We start from the raw sequence: 16,260 nt of genomic DNA, 5'->3' as shown, positions 1-16,260 counted from the left end.
TTAAAACTCTCGACGAGCACACTTCAGTTCTGCAGAACATACCACTTCGCCGTCAACTTTTGCTACACCGCTAAATGCAGCAATGCCGCGACGTTCTTTCAGAAATTCTACTTCAATAACCAATTGGTCGCCCGGAACCACTGGTTTACGGAATTTCGCGCCGTCTACGCTTGCAAAGTAGTACAGTTCATTTTCTGTTGGTGCACCAAATGATTTAAATGCAAGTAAGCCTGTTGCCTGAGCCATTGCTTCTAAAATCAAAACACCTGGGAATACTGGTAGTTGAGGAAAGTGACCTGTGAACTGAGGTTCGTTAACCGACACGTTTTTAATCGCGTGAAGGTACTTCTCTTCTTGGAAGTCTATCACTCGGTCGATCAATAAGAATGGGTAGCGATGAGGTAGTAGCTCTTGAATTTCAGAGATGTTCATCGTTTTCTTTTCAGTAGTCAAAGTCGTCTTCCTATATCAATTTTTTGCCGCCAAGATGGCAAACGTGGCAACAGGTCGTAAAGCCGAATCGCTTTGCAATATACTAGCAAAATACGCACCATCTTGGAGTTAAATCTATTTAGAGCGCGTCATTATAGAAGAAAAAGACCCGCATTTCGCGAGTCTTCGTACAGAATATGGAACTAGAGCTTGTTAGCCTTCACGTTAAATACAGAGCGAAAGATAACTTGTTCTAACTTTCTTCTTTCTGTTCCAGCTGTTTTTCAACCGCTTTTAGGCGCTTATTCATCTCATCAATACGGTGAACTCGAGTTGCGGTTTTACGCCACTCTCTGTTCGTTTGTAGTGGGATACCGGATGAGTAAAGGCCTTTTTCTTCGATACTGCGCATTACCATGCCCATACCTGTAATCGCCACACCATCTGCGATAGTGATATGGCCATTCAGAACAGACGCGCCGCCAATCTGGCAGTACTTACCAATTTTTGTACTGCCCGCGACAATAGTACCACCAGGCATCACGGTACCATATCCGATCTGCACGTTGTGCGCGATTTGAAGTTGGTTATCCAGAATGACATTGTCTTCAATGATAGTATCTTCGAGTGCACCGCGGTCAATCGTAGTACAAGCACCAATCTCAACGCGGTTACCGATACGCACTGAACCAAGCTGAGGAATTTTAATCCACTCGCCTTTGTCATTCGCATAACCGAAGCCATCAGAGCCAATGACGGTGCCCGATTGAACAAGACAGTCATCACCCAATGACACTTCATGATAGATAGTGACATTAGCCCAAAGCTTGGTGTTATTCCCTAGCTTGGCGTTCTTACCGATAAAACAACCAGCGCCAACGCTTACGTTGTCGCCGAGTTCCACGCCCGTTTCAATCACGGCGTTAGCGCCGATTGTAACGTTCTCACCCATCTTAACGTCAGCGGCAATCACAGCACTTGGTGCAATATCGTCTGCCGGTTTTGGTGTGGTATCCATCGCTTGGACCACACGAGCAAATGCGACATAAGGGTCCGAAACCACTAGCGCATTTCCAACGCATTGATCTTTATGCTCAGCCTTTACCATAACAACGGTAGCTTGGCACTCAGAAAGGTGTTTTGCATATTTTGGGTTAGACAAGAAGGTTACATCACCTTCTTGTGCTTTATCCATTGGGGCAACACGGCTTACAACGAGAGACTCGTCACCAAACAGCTCACCCCCGGTAATTATCGCCAATTCGGCTAATGTTAATGTCTTCATAACTTCTTATTTTAGAGCTTTAATTACGTCTTCAGAGATATTGTATTCTGGCTTGCCGTACTGCAAAGCAGAGATATCAATCACAAGATCGTAACCATTTTTGTCTGCGACTTTCTTAACTGCATCTTGAATCGTTTTGAAAAGCTTCGCTTTTTCTTCAGCTTCACGACGCGCACTTGCTTTTTCAAGTGCTTGTGCTTTCACTTTGTACTCGCTGTCTAGCTTCGCGATATCGATACGTAGCTTTTCAACTTCGTCTTGACCCAAAAGCTCGCCGTCACGTTGTAGCTTCTCAATCTTTGTTTTAGCTTGTGCTTGGATTGACTTCAGTTCATCAGCTTTGCTTTTGAAGTCTTTCTGCATTTTTTGTAGTACAACTTCACGTTGAGGAAGAGCTTGGAAAACTTGAGCTGTATTTACATAAGCAATTTTCTGTGCAGCTTCTGCCGCATTTGCAAACATTGAAGAGCTCAGTACAAGAAGGCCAATCCCAGCCGCTTTGATCATTTTATTCAAAATATTTTCCTCTTTAGAAAGTTCTACCGATAGTGAATGTGAAGAACTCTTCATCATCGCCATCAAATTTCTTAATTGGTTTCGCTAGTGAGAATACTAGTGGCCCCATTGGAGACATCCACTGCAACGCCGCACCGTAAGAAGAGCGGTAGTTGGTTGGATCTGAGTAATCGTAGTAGTAACGGTCACCATATTCCGCACCTGAATCGCGGTAGTCAAACTCCGTATCCCAAACACTTGCCATATCAAAGAAGATACTGGTACGAATTTGGTTTTGTACTTCTTCTGATGCAAATGGTGTTGGGACAATCAACTCAACACTTGCTAGCGCTACGGCGTTACCACCAACAGAGTCATCTGTTGCTGTATCTGCGCCATTGTTTGAACCAGATGTATCACGGTAAACCGCTTTAGGACCAACAGAGTTTGAGCCAAAGCCACGAAGCGATGTAAAGCCACCTGCGTAGTAGTTTTCGTAGAATGGGAACAAGTTATCGTTACCATCTGTTTGACCGTAACCATTACCGTAACCTAAGCGGCCACGGAACAAGAGGGTAAACTCGTGCTTTTTAGTCAATGGCACATACTGACGAACATCGTACTGCATTTTGAAGTATTGAACGTCAGAGCCAGGTACGGTCATTTTATAGAATGCACGCTGATGATTACCTGCCGTAGGGAAGTAGCCACGGTTTAAGTTATTACGTGTCCAAGAGATATTGAAATCGAAGTCGTTCGTGTTCAACGCTCCACTAGAATCAATGTTGTCTGCTTGTGCTCGTAAGAACTGCTCTACCTGCAAGTAAGGCGATAAGTTACCGATCTTGTTGTGCGTATAACCGACACCGAATTCAAAACGGTTCAGCTCATCGAATGGGAAGCCCCACGTTAAGCTCGCACCATAGCTTTCGTTGGTATAGTCAACGATATTAGCTTCTTTCGCTTCAAATTCGTTGTAGAAGACCTTACCACCTAAGCTAACACCGCCTAAGTTCCAGTACGGGTCTCGGTAATCTAGACTGATGTTTTTCTGGTAGTCATTCATCATCGCGTTAATACCAACACGGTTACCGCTACCAATAAAGTTATCTTGTTGCAGGCCAACCTGGAAGCTCACACCCGATTCTGTACCGTAGCCAACACCGAAGTTAACGCTACCAGAGTTCGCTTCTTTGACAGAGTAAACTAGGTCAACTTGATCATCACTACCAGGAACTCGAACTGTCTGTACTTCAACATTTTCAAAGTAGCCCAAACGATTTAGACGAGTTTTACCCGTTTCAATCGATTTCGAGTTCAACCAACTGCCTTCCATCTGACGCATTTCACGACGAAGGACTTCATCTTTGGTTGAGTTATTACCCGTGAAGCGAATATCACGAACATAAATTCGGTTACCCGGGTCTACGTTAACGACCAAAGAAACTTCTTGATTCTCGTCGTCAAACTCAGGAATGGTATTCACTTGAGGATAAGCATAACCGGACTCACCAAGCACACGCTTAATCCCTTCTTCCATTGAAGTAACCAACGAGCCGTTGTACGTCTCATTGTCTTCAAATGGTACAAGTCGTTCGAACGTCGCTTCCTCACCGATCAAGTCACCACGGAACTTTACGTCCTTGACGGTATAAACCTCTCCCTCTTCTAAGCCAAGAGTAATGTATACCCCTTTCTTGTCAGGAGAGATTGCAACTTGTGTCGAATCAACGTTAAATTTTAAGTAACCGCGATCCAGATAGAATGATTTGAGCGCTTCAATATCACCAGCAAGCACTTGTTTTTGGTACTTTTCGTCAGACAGGAAATTCCACCACGGCACATCAACATTCAAGTTAAAACGAGAAAGAAGGTCCTCATCGCTGAAAACTTCATTGCCGATAAAATTGATTTGCTGAATTTTTGCCGACACGCCTTCAGTAAAGACAAACTTTAGGTCAGAACGGTTACGTGGCAGTGGAGTCACCACAGCTTTTACTGTGGCGTTGTATTTACCTACGCTGTAATAAAAGTCTTCTAAGCCTTTTTCAATGTTGCTTAGCGTGGTGCGGTCAAGCGCTTCACCTTCACGAACGCCAGATGCGTTCAGGTTTTCCTGTAGCTGCTCGTCCTTGATTGCTTTGTTACCAGAAAATGAGATGCTGGCAATAGTAGGACGCTCTTTGACTTGAACCATCAGAACGCCGCCGTCACGTAACACTTTCACATCTTCAAAGTTACCAGATGCATACAGTGCACGGATAATCTCTGCAACATCGCCTTGGCCAATGGTATCACCGACACGTACAGGCATTTTCAACAACGCAGCACCCAGTGCTACACGCTGCAATCCATCGATTTCAATATCTTGAACTACGAAGTTCTCTGCTCCATTTGCAGATACACTGGTCGCCAGTAAACTTGCAAATAGAATTCGCTTAATCGCCATACTTGTTCTAATTATTCCTTGCTACTGCTTTTGTCTCTGAACTATCACAGACGAGTAAAATCATTAAATAGCGCTAACGCCATGAGCGAGAAGATGATCGCACCACCAATTCTAAAGCCCATTTCCTGCACTCTCTCAGGAACGGGACGTCGAATGACTGCTTCAATTGCAAAAAACAACAAATGACCGCCATCCAACATTGGTAAAGGAACGAGATTAATAATACCTAGGTTAACACTAATTAGAGCGAGAAAACCTAAAAAGTAGACCAAGCCATAATCAGCCGTCGCACCTGCGCCTTTGGCTATTGATATTGGACCACTCAGATTATTCAGACCAACGTCACCAACAATCAGTTTCTTAAGCATGCTGATTGTCAAGCCAATGACTTGGCCGGTTTTGTCTACCGCCTTACCTACTGACTCGAATACACCAAACTGAAGGTCGAAGCGATAACTTTCTGGCCATTCTGCGACTTTAGGTGCAATACCTGCAAAACCAACGACTTCTTTGTTAGCTAGCTCACGGCTACCAGGCGTCAGCGTTAATGTTTGCTCATAGCCCTGACGCAATACCGTTAATTCAATCGGTGTATCAGGATTAGAGCGAACCACTTCAACAACCTGCTTCCACTCCGTGACGCGTTGTTCACCAATAGCGACAATCTCATCACCTGGAAGCACACCTGCTTTTTCCGCCGCTCCACCTTGCGAAACCTGTTCGATAACGCGATATACCTCCGGTGTATACGGCGCAAAACCTAACGACTGCATCGCAGACTGAGTTTCAGGGTCGAACTCCCATTCGCGCAGATCGAGAGTTTTCGTTACTTCTGAACCAACTTCATTCGCTGACGTCAGTGTTACTGTCATCAAATCATCGCCAATATGAGAAATCAATCCCATATTGACCGATTCCCAATCCGGAGTTTTGATACCAGATATCGATTTAAGTTCCATTCCTGATTCAATTCCGGCTTCTGCGACGATCGAATTGGGCGTAACTTCACCAATTACTGGCTTAACTGCTGGGATACCAATAAGAAATACGAGCCAATAGGCGAAAATTGCGAAAAGGAAATTAAAGATAGGGCCTGCCGCAACAATAGAGGTTCGCTTCCATAGCGGCTTCTTATCAAACGCTAAGTGTTTCTCATGTTCTGGCACCTCATCAACACGACTATCAACCATTTTTACATAGCCGCCGAGAGGGATCATTGAGATGCTGTACTCCGTTCCGTCTTTGCCTACCTTACTCCAGATAGACTTACCGAAACCGATTGAAAACTTTTCAACTTTCACGCCGCAACGGCGAGCAACCCAAAAGTGCCCAAACTCGTGCACAGCAACAAGAATGCCCAGTGCGACGATAAAAGAAATGAGATTCCACAATATACCTGTCATCAGCTACGCTCGCGTATGGTTTCTAGGGCAATAGTTCGTGCCATTCTATCTAGCTCTAATAAGCTTTCCAAGCTATTCGCATTCTCAGCTTTGCAGCTTGCATTGATTTTGTTCAACACAGATTCATTGATGCGAGCGATATCCGTAAAACCTAAGCTGTTATTTAAAAATGCATCAACAGCAACTTCATTCGCTGCATTCAGTGCCGTTGTTGCATGTTGACCTTCATAACAAGCGTCAATTGCTAGTTTTAAACATGGGTAACGAGCAAAATCAGGTTGCAAAAACGTCAATTCGCCAATTTGCGTGAAGTCTAGTGGCTTAACCCCAGCTTCAACCCTTGATGGGTATGACATAGTCAGTGCAATAGGAGTCGCCATATCCGGCTCACCCATTTGTGCCAAAACCGAACCATCGCGGTATTGAACCATTGAATGAATAACAGACTGCGGATGAATAATAACCTTTAGCTGCTCGCGAGCCGCATTAAACAACCATTTAGCTTCGATATACTCTAAGCCTTTGTTCATCATCGTGGCTGAGTCAACGGAAATCTTTGGTCCCATCGACCAGTTTGGATGGGCGATCGCCTGTTCAGGAGTCACCTTTTCCAGTTCTGCGATGTCAGTGTAACGGAAAGGACCACCAGAACCAGTCAGCAAAATATGAGAAATGCCATGTTCTTGTAAATTACAACGACCTAAATTGGTTTGTACTTGCTGTGGTAAGCACTGGAAAATAGCATTGTGTTCACTATCGACGGGAAGTAGCTCCGCACCAAACTCTTCTACGGCATCAATAAATAACTGTCCTGACATTACCAGCGCTTCTTTATTTGCCAACAATACTCGCTTACCAGCTTTCACAGCAGCCATGGTAGGCAGTAGACCAGCCGCTCCGACAATAGCAGCCATCACACTGTCAACTTCGTCCAATGAAGAAATATGGCATAGAGCATCCACACCACCTAATACTTCGGTGTTTGGCGAAACCAAATGTAACTCAGATTGGAGTTGAATCGCTGCGGCTTTGTCCGCCATTACCGCGTATTTAGGTTGCCACTGACGACATAGCCCGATCATCTTTTCAACGTTGGTGCTTGCCGCTAAGGCAACGACAGAAAACAGCTCTGGGTTTTGTTCGACCACTTTAAGCGTGCTTGCACCAATGGATCCAGTAGCACCAAGAATCGTTAACTTTTGCATGTTGTAAGACCGTTAGAAAGCTCAGGAGCGACAATGCCGCTCCTGATAAATTAGAATACGTAGTAAAGAAGAGCAAAAACTGGGAATGCTGCGGTTAGGCTGTCAATACGATCGAGCACACCGCCATGTCCTGGGATAATGTTGCTGCTGTCTTTAATGCCTGAGACACGCTTGAACATACTTTCCACCAGATCGCCGAGCACTGATATAACAACAGTAACCAACGTAATCAACACCATATGGACAGGACTGGAGAACTGAATATCAAACCAATCAGCAAATGCCCACGCCACGATCAATGCCGTGATAATGCCGCCAATAAGCCCTTCAATGGTTTTATTCGGACTGACATGTGGCGCCATTTTACGTTTGCCTAAGCTTTTGCCTGCAAAGTAAGCACCGCTATCTGCAGCCCATACCAAGAAACAAACGTATAACACGAGCTTTGCTCCGTGGTATGGATCTACCGTAATGTCATGAGCTCTAAGAATAACTACACTCCAAAGGAATGGAATTAATGTCAGAAAACCAAACACATGGCGTAAAACAAAATTATTTTGCCAAGATTTCGTCGTTTTGGGATAAGTAATCGCCATTAAGCTAGCAACAATCCACCAAACAAAACCAAGGCCCAGCACAACATAATGAGGCGTTGCCAAATGGTTGAGGCTATGTGCGTCAGGCGAAATATATAGAAAACTAAGTCCGGTAACAATGACTGCCGGAACGAGGGCAGCAAAGCGAGAGTTGCTTCCTGTAAATTGAGTCCACTCCCAAAAACCTAATAGGGTAATTGCAGTTAAAGCGGCAATAAAGCCCATTAGGGGTAATTTAAAAATGCCTAAAATAACCAGGGGAGCTAAAATTAGTGCTGTTATTATTCTCTGTTTCAAACTAACTAGTCCTTATTGAGCTGCCATCAATGCCTTTATTTGTTCCCCTGTACAGCCAAAACGACGCTCTCGATTGATAAACCAAGTTACAGCTTCAACTAAGCTGTCTTCGTCGAATTCCGGCCAATACTCGGGAGTAAAGTACATTTCTGCATAAGCCATTTGCCACAACATAAAGTTGCTGATGCGACACTCTCCACTGGTACGAATCAAAAGATCCACTTCAGGTAAGTCTGCCATGGTCAAATGCTCAGTGATTAGCTGCTCATTGATATCCTCTACACGAATCTCACCGTTACGTGCTTTTAACGCTAACGTTTTGGCCGCTTCTGTGATGTCCCACTTACCGCCATAATTGGCTGCAATGTTGATCACCATCCCCGTGTTACCTGCCGTTAGATTTTCAGCTTCTACAATCTTCTTTTGTAGACGCTCACCAAATCGACTGGTATCACCGATCACGCGCAACCGTAAATTATTTTTGTGTAGTTTTTTTACTTCACTAGACAGGACCGTGATAAACAGTTCCATCAAAAGACCCACTTCTTCCTCCGGACGACGCCAGTTTTCACTACTAAAAGCAAATAGCGTCATGGCTTTAATGCCAAGCTTTGAAGCAGCAGCCACGGTCTTACGAACGGCATTAACGCCTTTTTTGTGACCAAATACGCGAGGTTTTCCTTTGGACTTAGCCCAACGGCCATTACCGTCCATAATGATGGCAATATGCTTAGGAAGGGAATCAGAGAAGGCTTGAGAATTTTGCATAGGGAGTTAATTGAGTTCCATCAGTTGGATAGACTAACATAAAAAAACGCTGAGCTGTGAGCACAGCGTTTTCCAACAGTGATGTGTGTGGGAGTATTAAACTTCCATCAACTCTTTTTCTTTTGCAGCAAGAACTTCATCGATCTTCTTAACTGCAACGTCAGTTAGTTTTTGAATTTCGTCTTGTGCTTTACGATCTTCATCTTCAGAGATTTCTTTATCTTTTAGAAGCGCTTTTAGATCGTTGTTTGCGTCACGACGGATGTTACGAACAGCAACACGACCACCTTCAGCTTCACCACGAACAATCTTAACTAGGTCTTTACGACGCTCTTCCGTTAGTGGTGGAAGTGGAACACGGATGATAGTACCAGCAGACATAGGATTTAGACCAAGGTCAGACGTCATGATCGCTTTTTCTACTTTCGGAGTCAGCTCTTTATCGAAAACCGTGATTGCAAGTGTACGTGCATCTTCAGCAATAACGTTTGCTACTTGGTTTAGAGGTGTTGCTGCACCGTAGTATTCTACAGAAATACCAGATAGTAGGCTTGGGTGTGCACGACCTGTACGAATTTTAGAAAGGTTGTTCTTAAGCGCTTCAACGCTTTTATCCATGCGCTCTTGCGCGTCTTTTTTGATTTCGTTAATCACAGTTTCACCTTAAAAATGTCATCTTTCCTGAAGAAAGCCTAAAACGGTTGAGCAAAGCAAACGCCACCCTAACGCTTTGGGTGGCACCTTGGGACAAGCTTATTCGTTGATTAGCGTGCCTTCTGCTTCGCCCATAACCACGCGACGTAGTGCGCCTGGCTTGTTCATGTTAAATACGCGGATTGGCATTTTGTGGTCACGAGCTAGCGTAAACGCCGCCAAGTCCATCACTTTCAGCTCTTTATCCAGAACTTCTGCGTAAGATAGCTTATCATACAGCTCTGCGTCTGGGTTTGCTACAGGGTCAGCAGTAAATACACCATCAACTTTCGTCGCTTTTAGTACAACATCCGCTTCGATTTCAATACCACGTAGGCAAGCAGCAGAATCCGTTGTAAAGAACGGGTTACCCGTACCAGCAGAGAAGATGACAACACGGCCTTGGCGAAGCTCACGGATCGCATCAGCCCAATTATAGTCGTCACATACGCCTTTTAGAGGAATGGCAGACATAACGCGCGCATTCACGTATGCGCGGTGAAGAGCATCGCGCATCGCTAGGCCATTCATTACTGTAGCAAGCATACCCATGTGGTCACCAACTACGCGGTTCATACCAGCTTCAGCAAGGCCTGCACCACGGAACAAGTTACCGCCACCGATAACTACACCAACCTGAACACCCAGTTCAACCAGTTCTTTAACTTCTTGTGCCATGCGATCAAGGACCGCAGGATCAATACCAAAACCGTCTTCACCTTGAAGAGCTTCACCACTCAGTTTTAATAGAATACGTTGATACGCTGGTTTAGGGTTCGTAGTCATGGAGTTTACCTTCCAAAGAGAGTTGTTGATTAACAGTCATGAATAGACACAAATTCAGTTATGGCTATTCATCACGGCTAATCGTTCACTGCTCATAAAAAGACCGCAGCCAAGGCTACGGTCTAATCTTTATACAGTCTCTAAGGATTAACCTTTTTGAGCTGCAGCAACTTCTTCAGCGAAGCTCATTTCTTCTTTCTTCTCGATACCTTCACCTACTTCTAGGCGAACGAATGTAGAAACTGAAGCGCCTTTTTCTTTCAGCATTTCACCTACAGTTTTCTTAGGTTCCATGATGAAAGCTTGACCTGTTAGAGAGATCTCGCCAGTGAATTTCTTCATGCGGCCAACAACCATCTTCTCAGCGATTTCAGCAGGCTTGCCTTCGTTCATTGCGATTTCAACTTGAACCGCTTTCTCTTTTTCTACTACGTCAGCTGGTACGTCTTCTGGGTTAACGAACTCAGGCTTAGAAGCAGCAACGTGCATTGCAACGTGCTTAAGAGTTTCTGCGTCGCCTTCACCAGCAACAACAACACCGATTTTCTCACCGTGACGGTAAGAAGCAATTGCAGTGCCTTGAACGTATTCTACGCGACGGATAGTGATGTTTTCACCGATTTTAGCTACAAGAGCTACACGTGCGTCTTCGAATTGTGCTTGTAGCTCTTCAACAGTCGCTTTTGAAGCTAGAGCTGCAGCTGCAACTTCTTCTGCGAATGCAGTGAAGTTACCGTCTTTAGCAACGAAGTCAGTTTGGCAGTTAACTTCAAGAAGAACAGCAACGCCGTTTTCTTCTTTGATGATGATTGCGCCTTCAGCTGCAACGTTACCAGCTTTCTTAGCTGCTTTCGCTGCGCCAGATTTACGCATGTTTTCAATTGCTAGTTCGATGTCAGCGTTTGCTTCTACAAGCGCTTTCTTACATTCCATCATGCCAGCGCCAGTACGCTCGCGAAGTTCTTTAACTAGAGCAGCAGTTACAGTTGCCATTCTGTATTCCTCGTTTGATTCGAAATAAGGTAAAAAACAGGGGCCTAACATTGTCGGCCCCCATTGCTAACTATAACTTAGTTTATGCTACACAAAGGTTTCACATAGACCAAGTGTGACACAGAGCCGCTATTATTCAGCTTCTACGAAACCGTCTTTTTCAGCAACTGCAGCTACGTCTTTGTTACGACCTTCAGATACTGCTGAAGCAGCAGCGTTCAGGTATAGCTGTACAGCGCGGATCGCGTCGTCGTTACCTGGGATTACGTAGTCAACGCCGTCTGGGTTAGAGTTAGTATCTACCACAGCGTATACTGGAATACCTAGGTTGTTAGCTTCTTTAATTGCAATGTGTTCGTGATCAGCGTCGATTACGAATAGAGCGTCTGGTAGGCCGCCCATGTCTTTGATACCACCAAGAGATTTCTCTAGCTTCTCCATTTCGCGAGTACGCATTAGAGCTTCTTTCTTAGTTAGTTTGTCAAAAGTACCGTCTTGAGATTGAGTCTCTAGATCTTTTAGACGCTTGATAGACTGACGAACTGTTTTGTAGTTTGTAAGCATACCGCCTAACCAGCGGTTGTTTACGTAAAACTGGTTGCTTGCGATTGCAGCTTCTTTAACAGCTTCAGATGCAGCGCGCTTAGTACCTACGAATAGAACTTTACCTTTCTTCTCGCCAACTTTAGCTAGTTCAGCTAGAGCGTCGTTGAACATTGGTACAGTTTTTTCTAGGTTGATGATATGAACTTTGTTACGAGCGCCAAAGATGAATGGCTTCATTTTTGGGTTCCAGTAACGAGTCTGGTGACCGAAGTGAACACCAGCTTTTAGCATATCGCGCATTGATACAGTTGCCATTTTAAATTCCTCTATGGGGTTAGGCCTCCACATTCCCCATAACTCCGACCAAGCTTCTGCTCAGCACCCCGGAATATGTGACGGAATGTGTGTGATTTAAAGATAAAAGGTTATTCGGATGAAGCTTGCTTCGCCGCTTAGCTTTGCTGAGCGAAGAGAACAGTCCTCTATTCCGGCGCGCTTTATACCATATTTTAGCTCACTGTGGCTAGTAAAAATTATTTCTTCACCGTGCCACTTTCTCCTATTTATAAGCAAAACTTTAAACATACGATCGAATTAAGAATGATGCATATTCCTATCTAACTTGGGTTAACCCCCCGATGTCTGATAGAATGCGGCCATTCGCACGTTTACGTGCTTAGGAATAAGTAGAGAAAGCCAATGTCAATCAAGATTAAAACTGCTGAAGAAATAGAACGCATGCGCATTGCGGGCAAGCTGGCCGCAGAGATTCTAGAAATGATCGAACCACACATCAAAGTTGGTGTGACGACAGAAGAGTTGAACAAAATCTGTCATGAGTACGCTCTAGAAAAAGGCGCATACTCTGCTCCGCTTGATTACCATGGTTTCCCTAAGTCGATTTGTACTTCAATCAACCATATCGTATGCCACGGTATTCCAGCAGAAAAAGACGAAATCGGTAGCAACGGTCAAATGAAGCCAGCGGTACTAAAAGATGGCGACATCTTAAACGTTGATATTACCGTAATCGTTCCAAATGACGAAAATGCGGATCTGAGCGTGCGTCCTCAAGGTTACCATGGTGACACTTCTAAGATGTTCCTAGTCGGTGATGTTTCACCTGCAAACAAACGTCTATGCATGGTTGCTCAAGAAGCACTGTATGTTGGTATGCGTACCGTTAAGCCAGGTTCAACAGTTGGTGACATCGGTACAGCTATCGAGAAGTACATCAAAGAGAACAACAAAAACAACCCTCGCAACAAGTTTTCTATTGTGAAAGACTTCTGTGGCCACGGTATCGGCGATGAGTTCCATGAAGAACCACAAGTGGTTCATTACAAGAACAAAGACCGCCGCGTACTAAAAGAAGGCATGTGCTTTACTATTGAGCCGATGATTAACGCAGGTAAATTTGGTTGCTCTGTTGACGCTCAAGACGATTGGACCGTTTACACAGGCGACGGCAAGAACTCTGCGCAATGGGAACATACCATTGTTGTAACAAAAGAAGGTTGTGAAGTACTGACGCTTCGTAGCGACGATACAATTCCTCGCCTAATGAAAAACGCGTAAAGCTGACGACCACTCGTTGTTTACTATATCCCTGCTTCGGCGGGGATATTTTTTATCTGCCACAAATTTGTTAGATTGTAACTAGATTAGCTTGCACGGATGGCAAATATGACACTTCAGTCCCCTCTTACCTTTTCCGATGAACAAATCAATATCGGAGAACTAAAACAAGAGTTAGAGAAATTTAGCTCCGATCAAAGCCAAGAGTTTCTCAATCATCATCCGGTAACAAGCTTGGTTTTAGCCAGGGCAGAATACATGGATCTGCTTCTGAATCGTTTGTGGCAACATTTTGGCTTCAAAGATATTTACAACATTTCCCTAGTTGCCGTGGGTGGCTATGGGCGTGGCGAGCTACATCCGCTCTCCGATATCGATATTTTGATTCTGTCGAACAATAAACTGCCGACCGCGTTAGAAGCAAAAATCAGCGAATTCATTACGCTGTTGTGGGATTTAAAACTCGAGGTCGGACACGCTGTTCGCACCGTTACTGAATGTGCTGAAATTGGTAAAGCCGATCTAACGGTCGCGACAAACCTCCAAGAAGCGCGTCTACTGTGTGGCAGCGAGGATACCTTTCAGGCACTGAAGAAAGTCGTATTATCAGACTCCTTTTGGCCAAGTGAAACGTTTTACCGCGCGAAAATTCAAGAGCAGCGCGAACGCCATGCCCGTTACCACGATACGACCTACAACTTAGAACCAGACATTAAGTCGACCCCTGGCGGGCTGCGCGATATTCATACATTAAGCTGGGTCGCACGACGTCACTTTGGAGCCACGTCATTGCTGGAAATGAGCCGATACGGATTTTTAACTGACGCAGAATACCGAGAATTGGTTGAATGTCAGGACTTCCTTTGGCGAGTGCGTTTCGCTCTGCACATGGAGCTTCGCCGCTATGACAACCGCTTGACCTTTGCCCATCAAGCACAAGTTGCGGAAAATCTAGGCTACGTCGGTGAAGGCAACCGAGGCGTAGAAATGATGATGAAAGAGTTCTACCGCACACTTCGTCGTGTGGCAGAGCTCAATAAAATGCTACTCAAACTTTTTGATCAAGCGATCATTAATGGTGGGGCGACAGAAAGTGCCGAGATTCTCGATGCCGACTTCCAACGTCGTGGCTCTTTGATTGAAGCGCGGAAACCCGCATTGTTTCAAGCTCGCCCAGAAACTATTCTGGATATGTTCTTACATATCGCGAACGACTCAACCATTGAAGGGGTGAGCCCACCAACGCTGCGTCAACTGCGCACCGCTCGCCGTCGACTCAACAAATTTTTGCACACCATTCCTGCTGCGCGTGAAAAATTCATGGCGTTATGTCGTCACCCTAATGCTCTGCATAAAGCATTCAGCCTGATGCACCGATTAGGGGTTATGGCGGCCTATTTACCGCAATGGAGCCAAATTGTTGGTCAAATGCAGTTTGACTTATTCCACGCCTACACGGTTGATGAGCACAGTATTCGCTTACTGAAACACATTAATACCTTTAGTGACCCAGACAATCATGCGAAGCACCCTATTTGTTGTGACGTCTACCCACGGATGCAAAAGAAAGAACTGCTGATTATTGCCGCTATTTTCCACGATATCGGTAAAGGACGTGGCGGCGATCACTCTGTTATAGGCGAAGGTGAGGCTTACGACTTCTGTATTGAGCATGGCTTATCAAAGCCCGAGGCCAAACTTGTCGCTTGGTTGGTAAGGCATCATCTATTAATGTCCGTCACCGCACAGCGCCGAGACATTTATGATCCCGATGTGATTACCGAATTTGCCAAAAAAGTCAGAGACGAAGAATCTCTCGATTATCTTGTGTGCCTGACAGTTGCAGATATTTGTGCAACCAACCCAGAACTTTGGAATGCTTGGAAACGAACCTTACTGGCAGAGCTGTATTACTCCACACAACGTGCTTTACGTAGAGGGTTAGAGAATCCTGTCGATGTGCGTGAGCGAATTCGCCACAATCAACAAATGGCCTCCGCAATGCTACGTAAAGAGGGCTTTGCCGCGCGCGAAATTGAAGTATTGTGGCAGCGCTTTAAAGCTGACTATTTCCTTCGTCATACTCATACGCAAATCGCGTGGCACTGCGAACACTTACTTCGCATGGAAGATCCGACTAAGCCTTTGGTGTTGATCAGTAAAAAAGCCACTCGTGGCGGCACTGAGGTGTTTGTATATACGAAAGACCAGCCAGCTTTATTTGCGACGGTCGTGGCGGAGTTAGATAGGCGTAATTTTAATGTACACGACGCGCAAATCATGACCAGCAAAGATGGGCACGTGATTGATACCTTTATGGTTCTAGATCAACATGGCGAAGCGATTGATGAGTCTCGTCACGCCGCGGTGATTAAGCACCTCACCCATGTACTAGAGGCGGGCCGACCAACCAAGATTAAAACACGCCGTACTCCGAACAAACTTCAGCACTTTAATGTGAAAACCAAAGTCGACTTCTTACCAACCAAAGGTAAAAAGCACACTTTAATGGAGTTTGTCGCGCTAGACACACCAGGGCTGTTGGCCAAAGTAGGCCGTACGTTTGCTGATTTAAATATCAACCTTCATGGTGCAAAAATCACCACCATTGGTGAGCGAGCAGAGGACTTGTTTATTTTAACCAGTGATGCAGGGGGAAGATTAAGTGAAGAACAGCAAGATGAGCTAAGAGAGAGATTGATCGAAAAGTTATCTGATGAGGTCGCAGCTTAGA

General features: G+C 45.0%; 14 protein-coding genes. 2 read left to right on the top strand and 12 right to left on the bottom strand.

The features are described from left to right. From fabZ to rpsB, 12 genes are all read right to left on the bottom strand, one after another. Nucleotides 1–453: a 3-hydroxyacyl-ACP dehydratase FabZ gene (gene fabZ, locus EX191_RS00880; RefSeq protein WP_005380349.1), complete on the bottom strand. Its 453-nt coding sequence runs from the start codon at nt 451–453 to the stop codon at nt 1–3. 232 nt (nt 454–685) lie between these two features. After that, on the bottom strand, nt 686–1,717 hold the full coding sequence (lpxD, locus tag EX191_RS00875) for a UDP-3-O-(3-hydroxymyristoyl)glucosamine N-acyltransferase (RefSeq protein ID WP_193446985.1): 1,032 nt from the start codon (nt 1,715–1,717) through the stop codon (nt 686–688). 6 nt (nt 1,718–1,723) lie between these two features. Continuing rightward, a complete protein-coding gene (locus tag EX191_RS00870; protein WP_005391804.1) occupies nt 1,724–2,233 on the bottom strand; it encodes an OmpH family outer membrane protein in 510 nt (169 codons plus the stop codon). A gap of 13 nt (nt 2,234–2,246) precedes the next feature. Continuing rightward, nucleotides 2,247–4,661: an outer membrane protein assembly factor BamA gene (gene bamA, locus EX191_RS00865; RefSeq protein WP_193446984.1), complete on the bottom strand. Its 2,415-nt coding sequence runs from the start codon at nt 4,659–4,661 to the stop codon at nt 2,247–2,249. Nucleotides 4,662–4,705: 44 nt separating this feature from the next. Then, on the bottom strand, nt 4,706–6,064 hold the full coding sequence (rseP, locus tag EX191_RS00860) for a sigma E protease regulator RseP (RefSeq protein ID WP_193446983.1): 1,359 nt from the start codon (nt 6,062–6,064) through the stop codon (nt 4,706–4,708). Beyond that, entirely contained in the window at nt 6,064–7,269 is a 1,206-nt protein-coding gene (gene ispC / locus EX191_RS00855) for a 1-deoxy-D-xylulose-5-phosphate reductoisomerase (protein WP_006743377.1), read from the bottom strand. Before ispC ends, rseP begins: the two co-directional genes overlap by 1 nt. 50 nt (nt 7,270–7,319) lie before the next feature. Next, entirely contained in the window at nt 7,320–8,162 is an 843-nt protein-coding gene (locus EX191_RS00850; RefSeq protein WP_041852901.1) for a phosphatidate cytidylyltransferase, read from the bottom strand. 12 nt (nt 8,163–8,174) lie between these two features. Beyond that, nucleotides 8,175–8,930: an isoprenyl transferase gene (locus EX191_RS00845; protein ID WP_193446982.1), complete on the bottom strand. Its 756-nt coding sequence runs from the start codon at nt 8,928–8,930 to the stop codon at nt 8,175–8,177. Nucleotides 8,931–9,026: 96 nt separating this feature from the next. Continuing rightward, nucleotides 9,027–9,584 carry a ribosome recycling factor gene (gene frr / locus EX191_RS00840; RefSeq protein WP_005380330.1) on the bottom strand — a complete coding sequence of 186 codons (558 nt, stop codon included), beginning with the start codon at nt 9,582–9,584 and terminating at the stop codon, nt 9,027–9,029. Nucleotides 9,585–9,683: 99 nt separating this feature from the next. Further along, on the bottom strand, nt 9,684–10,409 hold the full coding sequence (gene pyrH / locus EX191_RS00835) for a UMP kinase (RefSeq protein WP_005380329.1): 726 nt from the start codon (nt 10,407–10,409) through the stop codon (nt 9,684–9,686). A 147-nt stretch (nt 10,410–10,556) separates the two neighbouring features. Beyond that, nucleotides 10,557–11,402, bottom strand: coding sequence for a translation elongation factor Ts (gene tsf / locus EX191_RS00830; protein WP_012841502.1), 846 nt, complete (start codon nt 11,400–11,402; stop codon nt 10,557–10,559). 132 nt (nt 11,403–11,534) lie between these two features. Beyond that, nucleotides 11,535–12,263 (bottom strand): 30S ribosomal protein S2, encoded by a 729-nt coding sequence (rpsB, locus tag EX191_RS00825; protein ID WP_012841501.1) that lies wholly within the window; start codon nt 12,261–12,263, stop codon nt 11,535–11,537. A 384-nt stretch (nt 12,264–12,647) separates the two neighbouring features. Here rpsB and map point away from each other — a divergent pair, with 384 nt between their 5' ends. Further along, complete coding sequence (gene map / locus EX191_RS00820) at nt 12,648–13,526, top strand: type I methionyl aminopeptidase (protein ID WP_005380326.1); 879 nt, start codon at nt 12,648–12,650, stop codon at nt 13,524–13,526. A gap of 108 nt (nt 13,527–13,634) precedes the next feature. Then, nucleotides 13,635–16,259: a bifunctional uridylyltransferase/uridylyl-removing protein GlnD gene (gene glnD / locus EX191_RS00815; RefSeq protein ID WP_193446981.1), complete on the top strand. Its 2,625-nt coding sequence runs from the start codon at nt 13,635–13,637 to the stop codon at nt 16,257–16,259. Nucleotide 16,260 lies beyond the last annotated feature (1 nt).

Origin of the sequence: Vibrio chemaguriensis (genome assembly GCF_012275705.1) — a bacterium.
Taxonomy (GTDB): Bacteria; Pseudomonadota; Gammaproteobacteria; order Enterobacterales; family Vibrionaceae; genus Vibrio; species Vibrio diabolicus.
The sequence above is the reverse complement of the archived record's forward strand: the minus strand, read 5'-3'. Positions and strand labels throughout refer to the sequence as shown.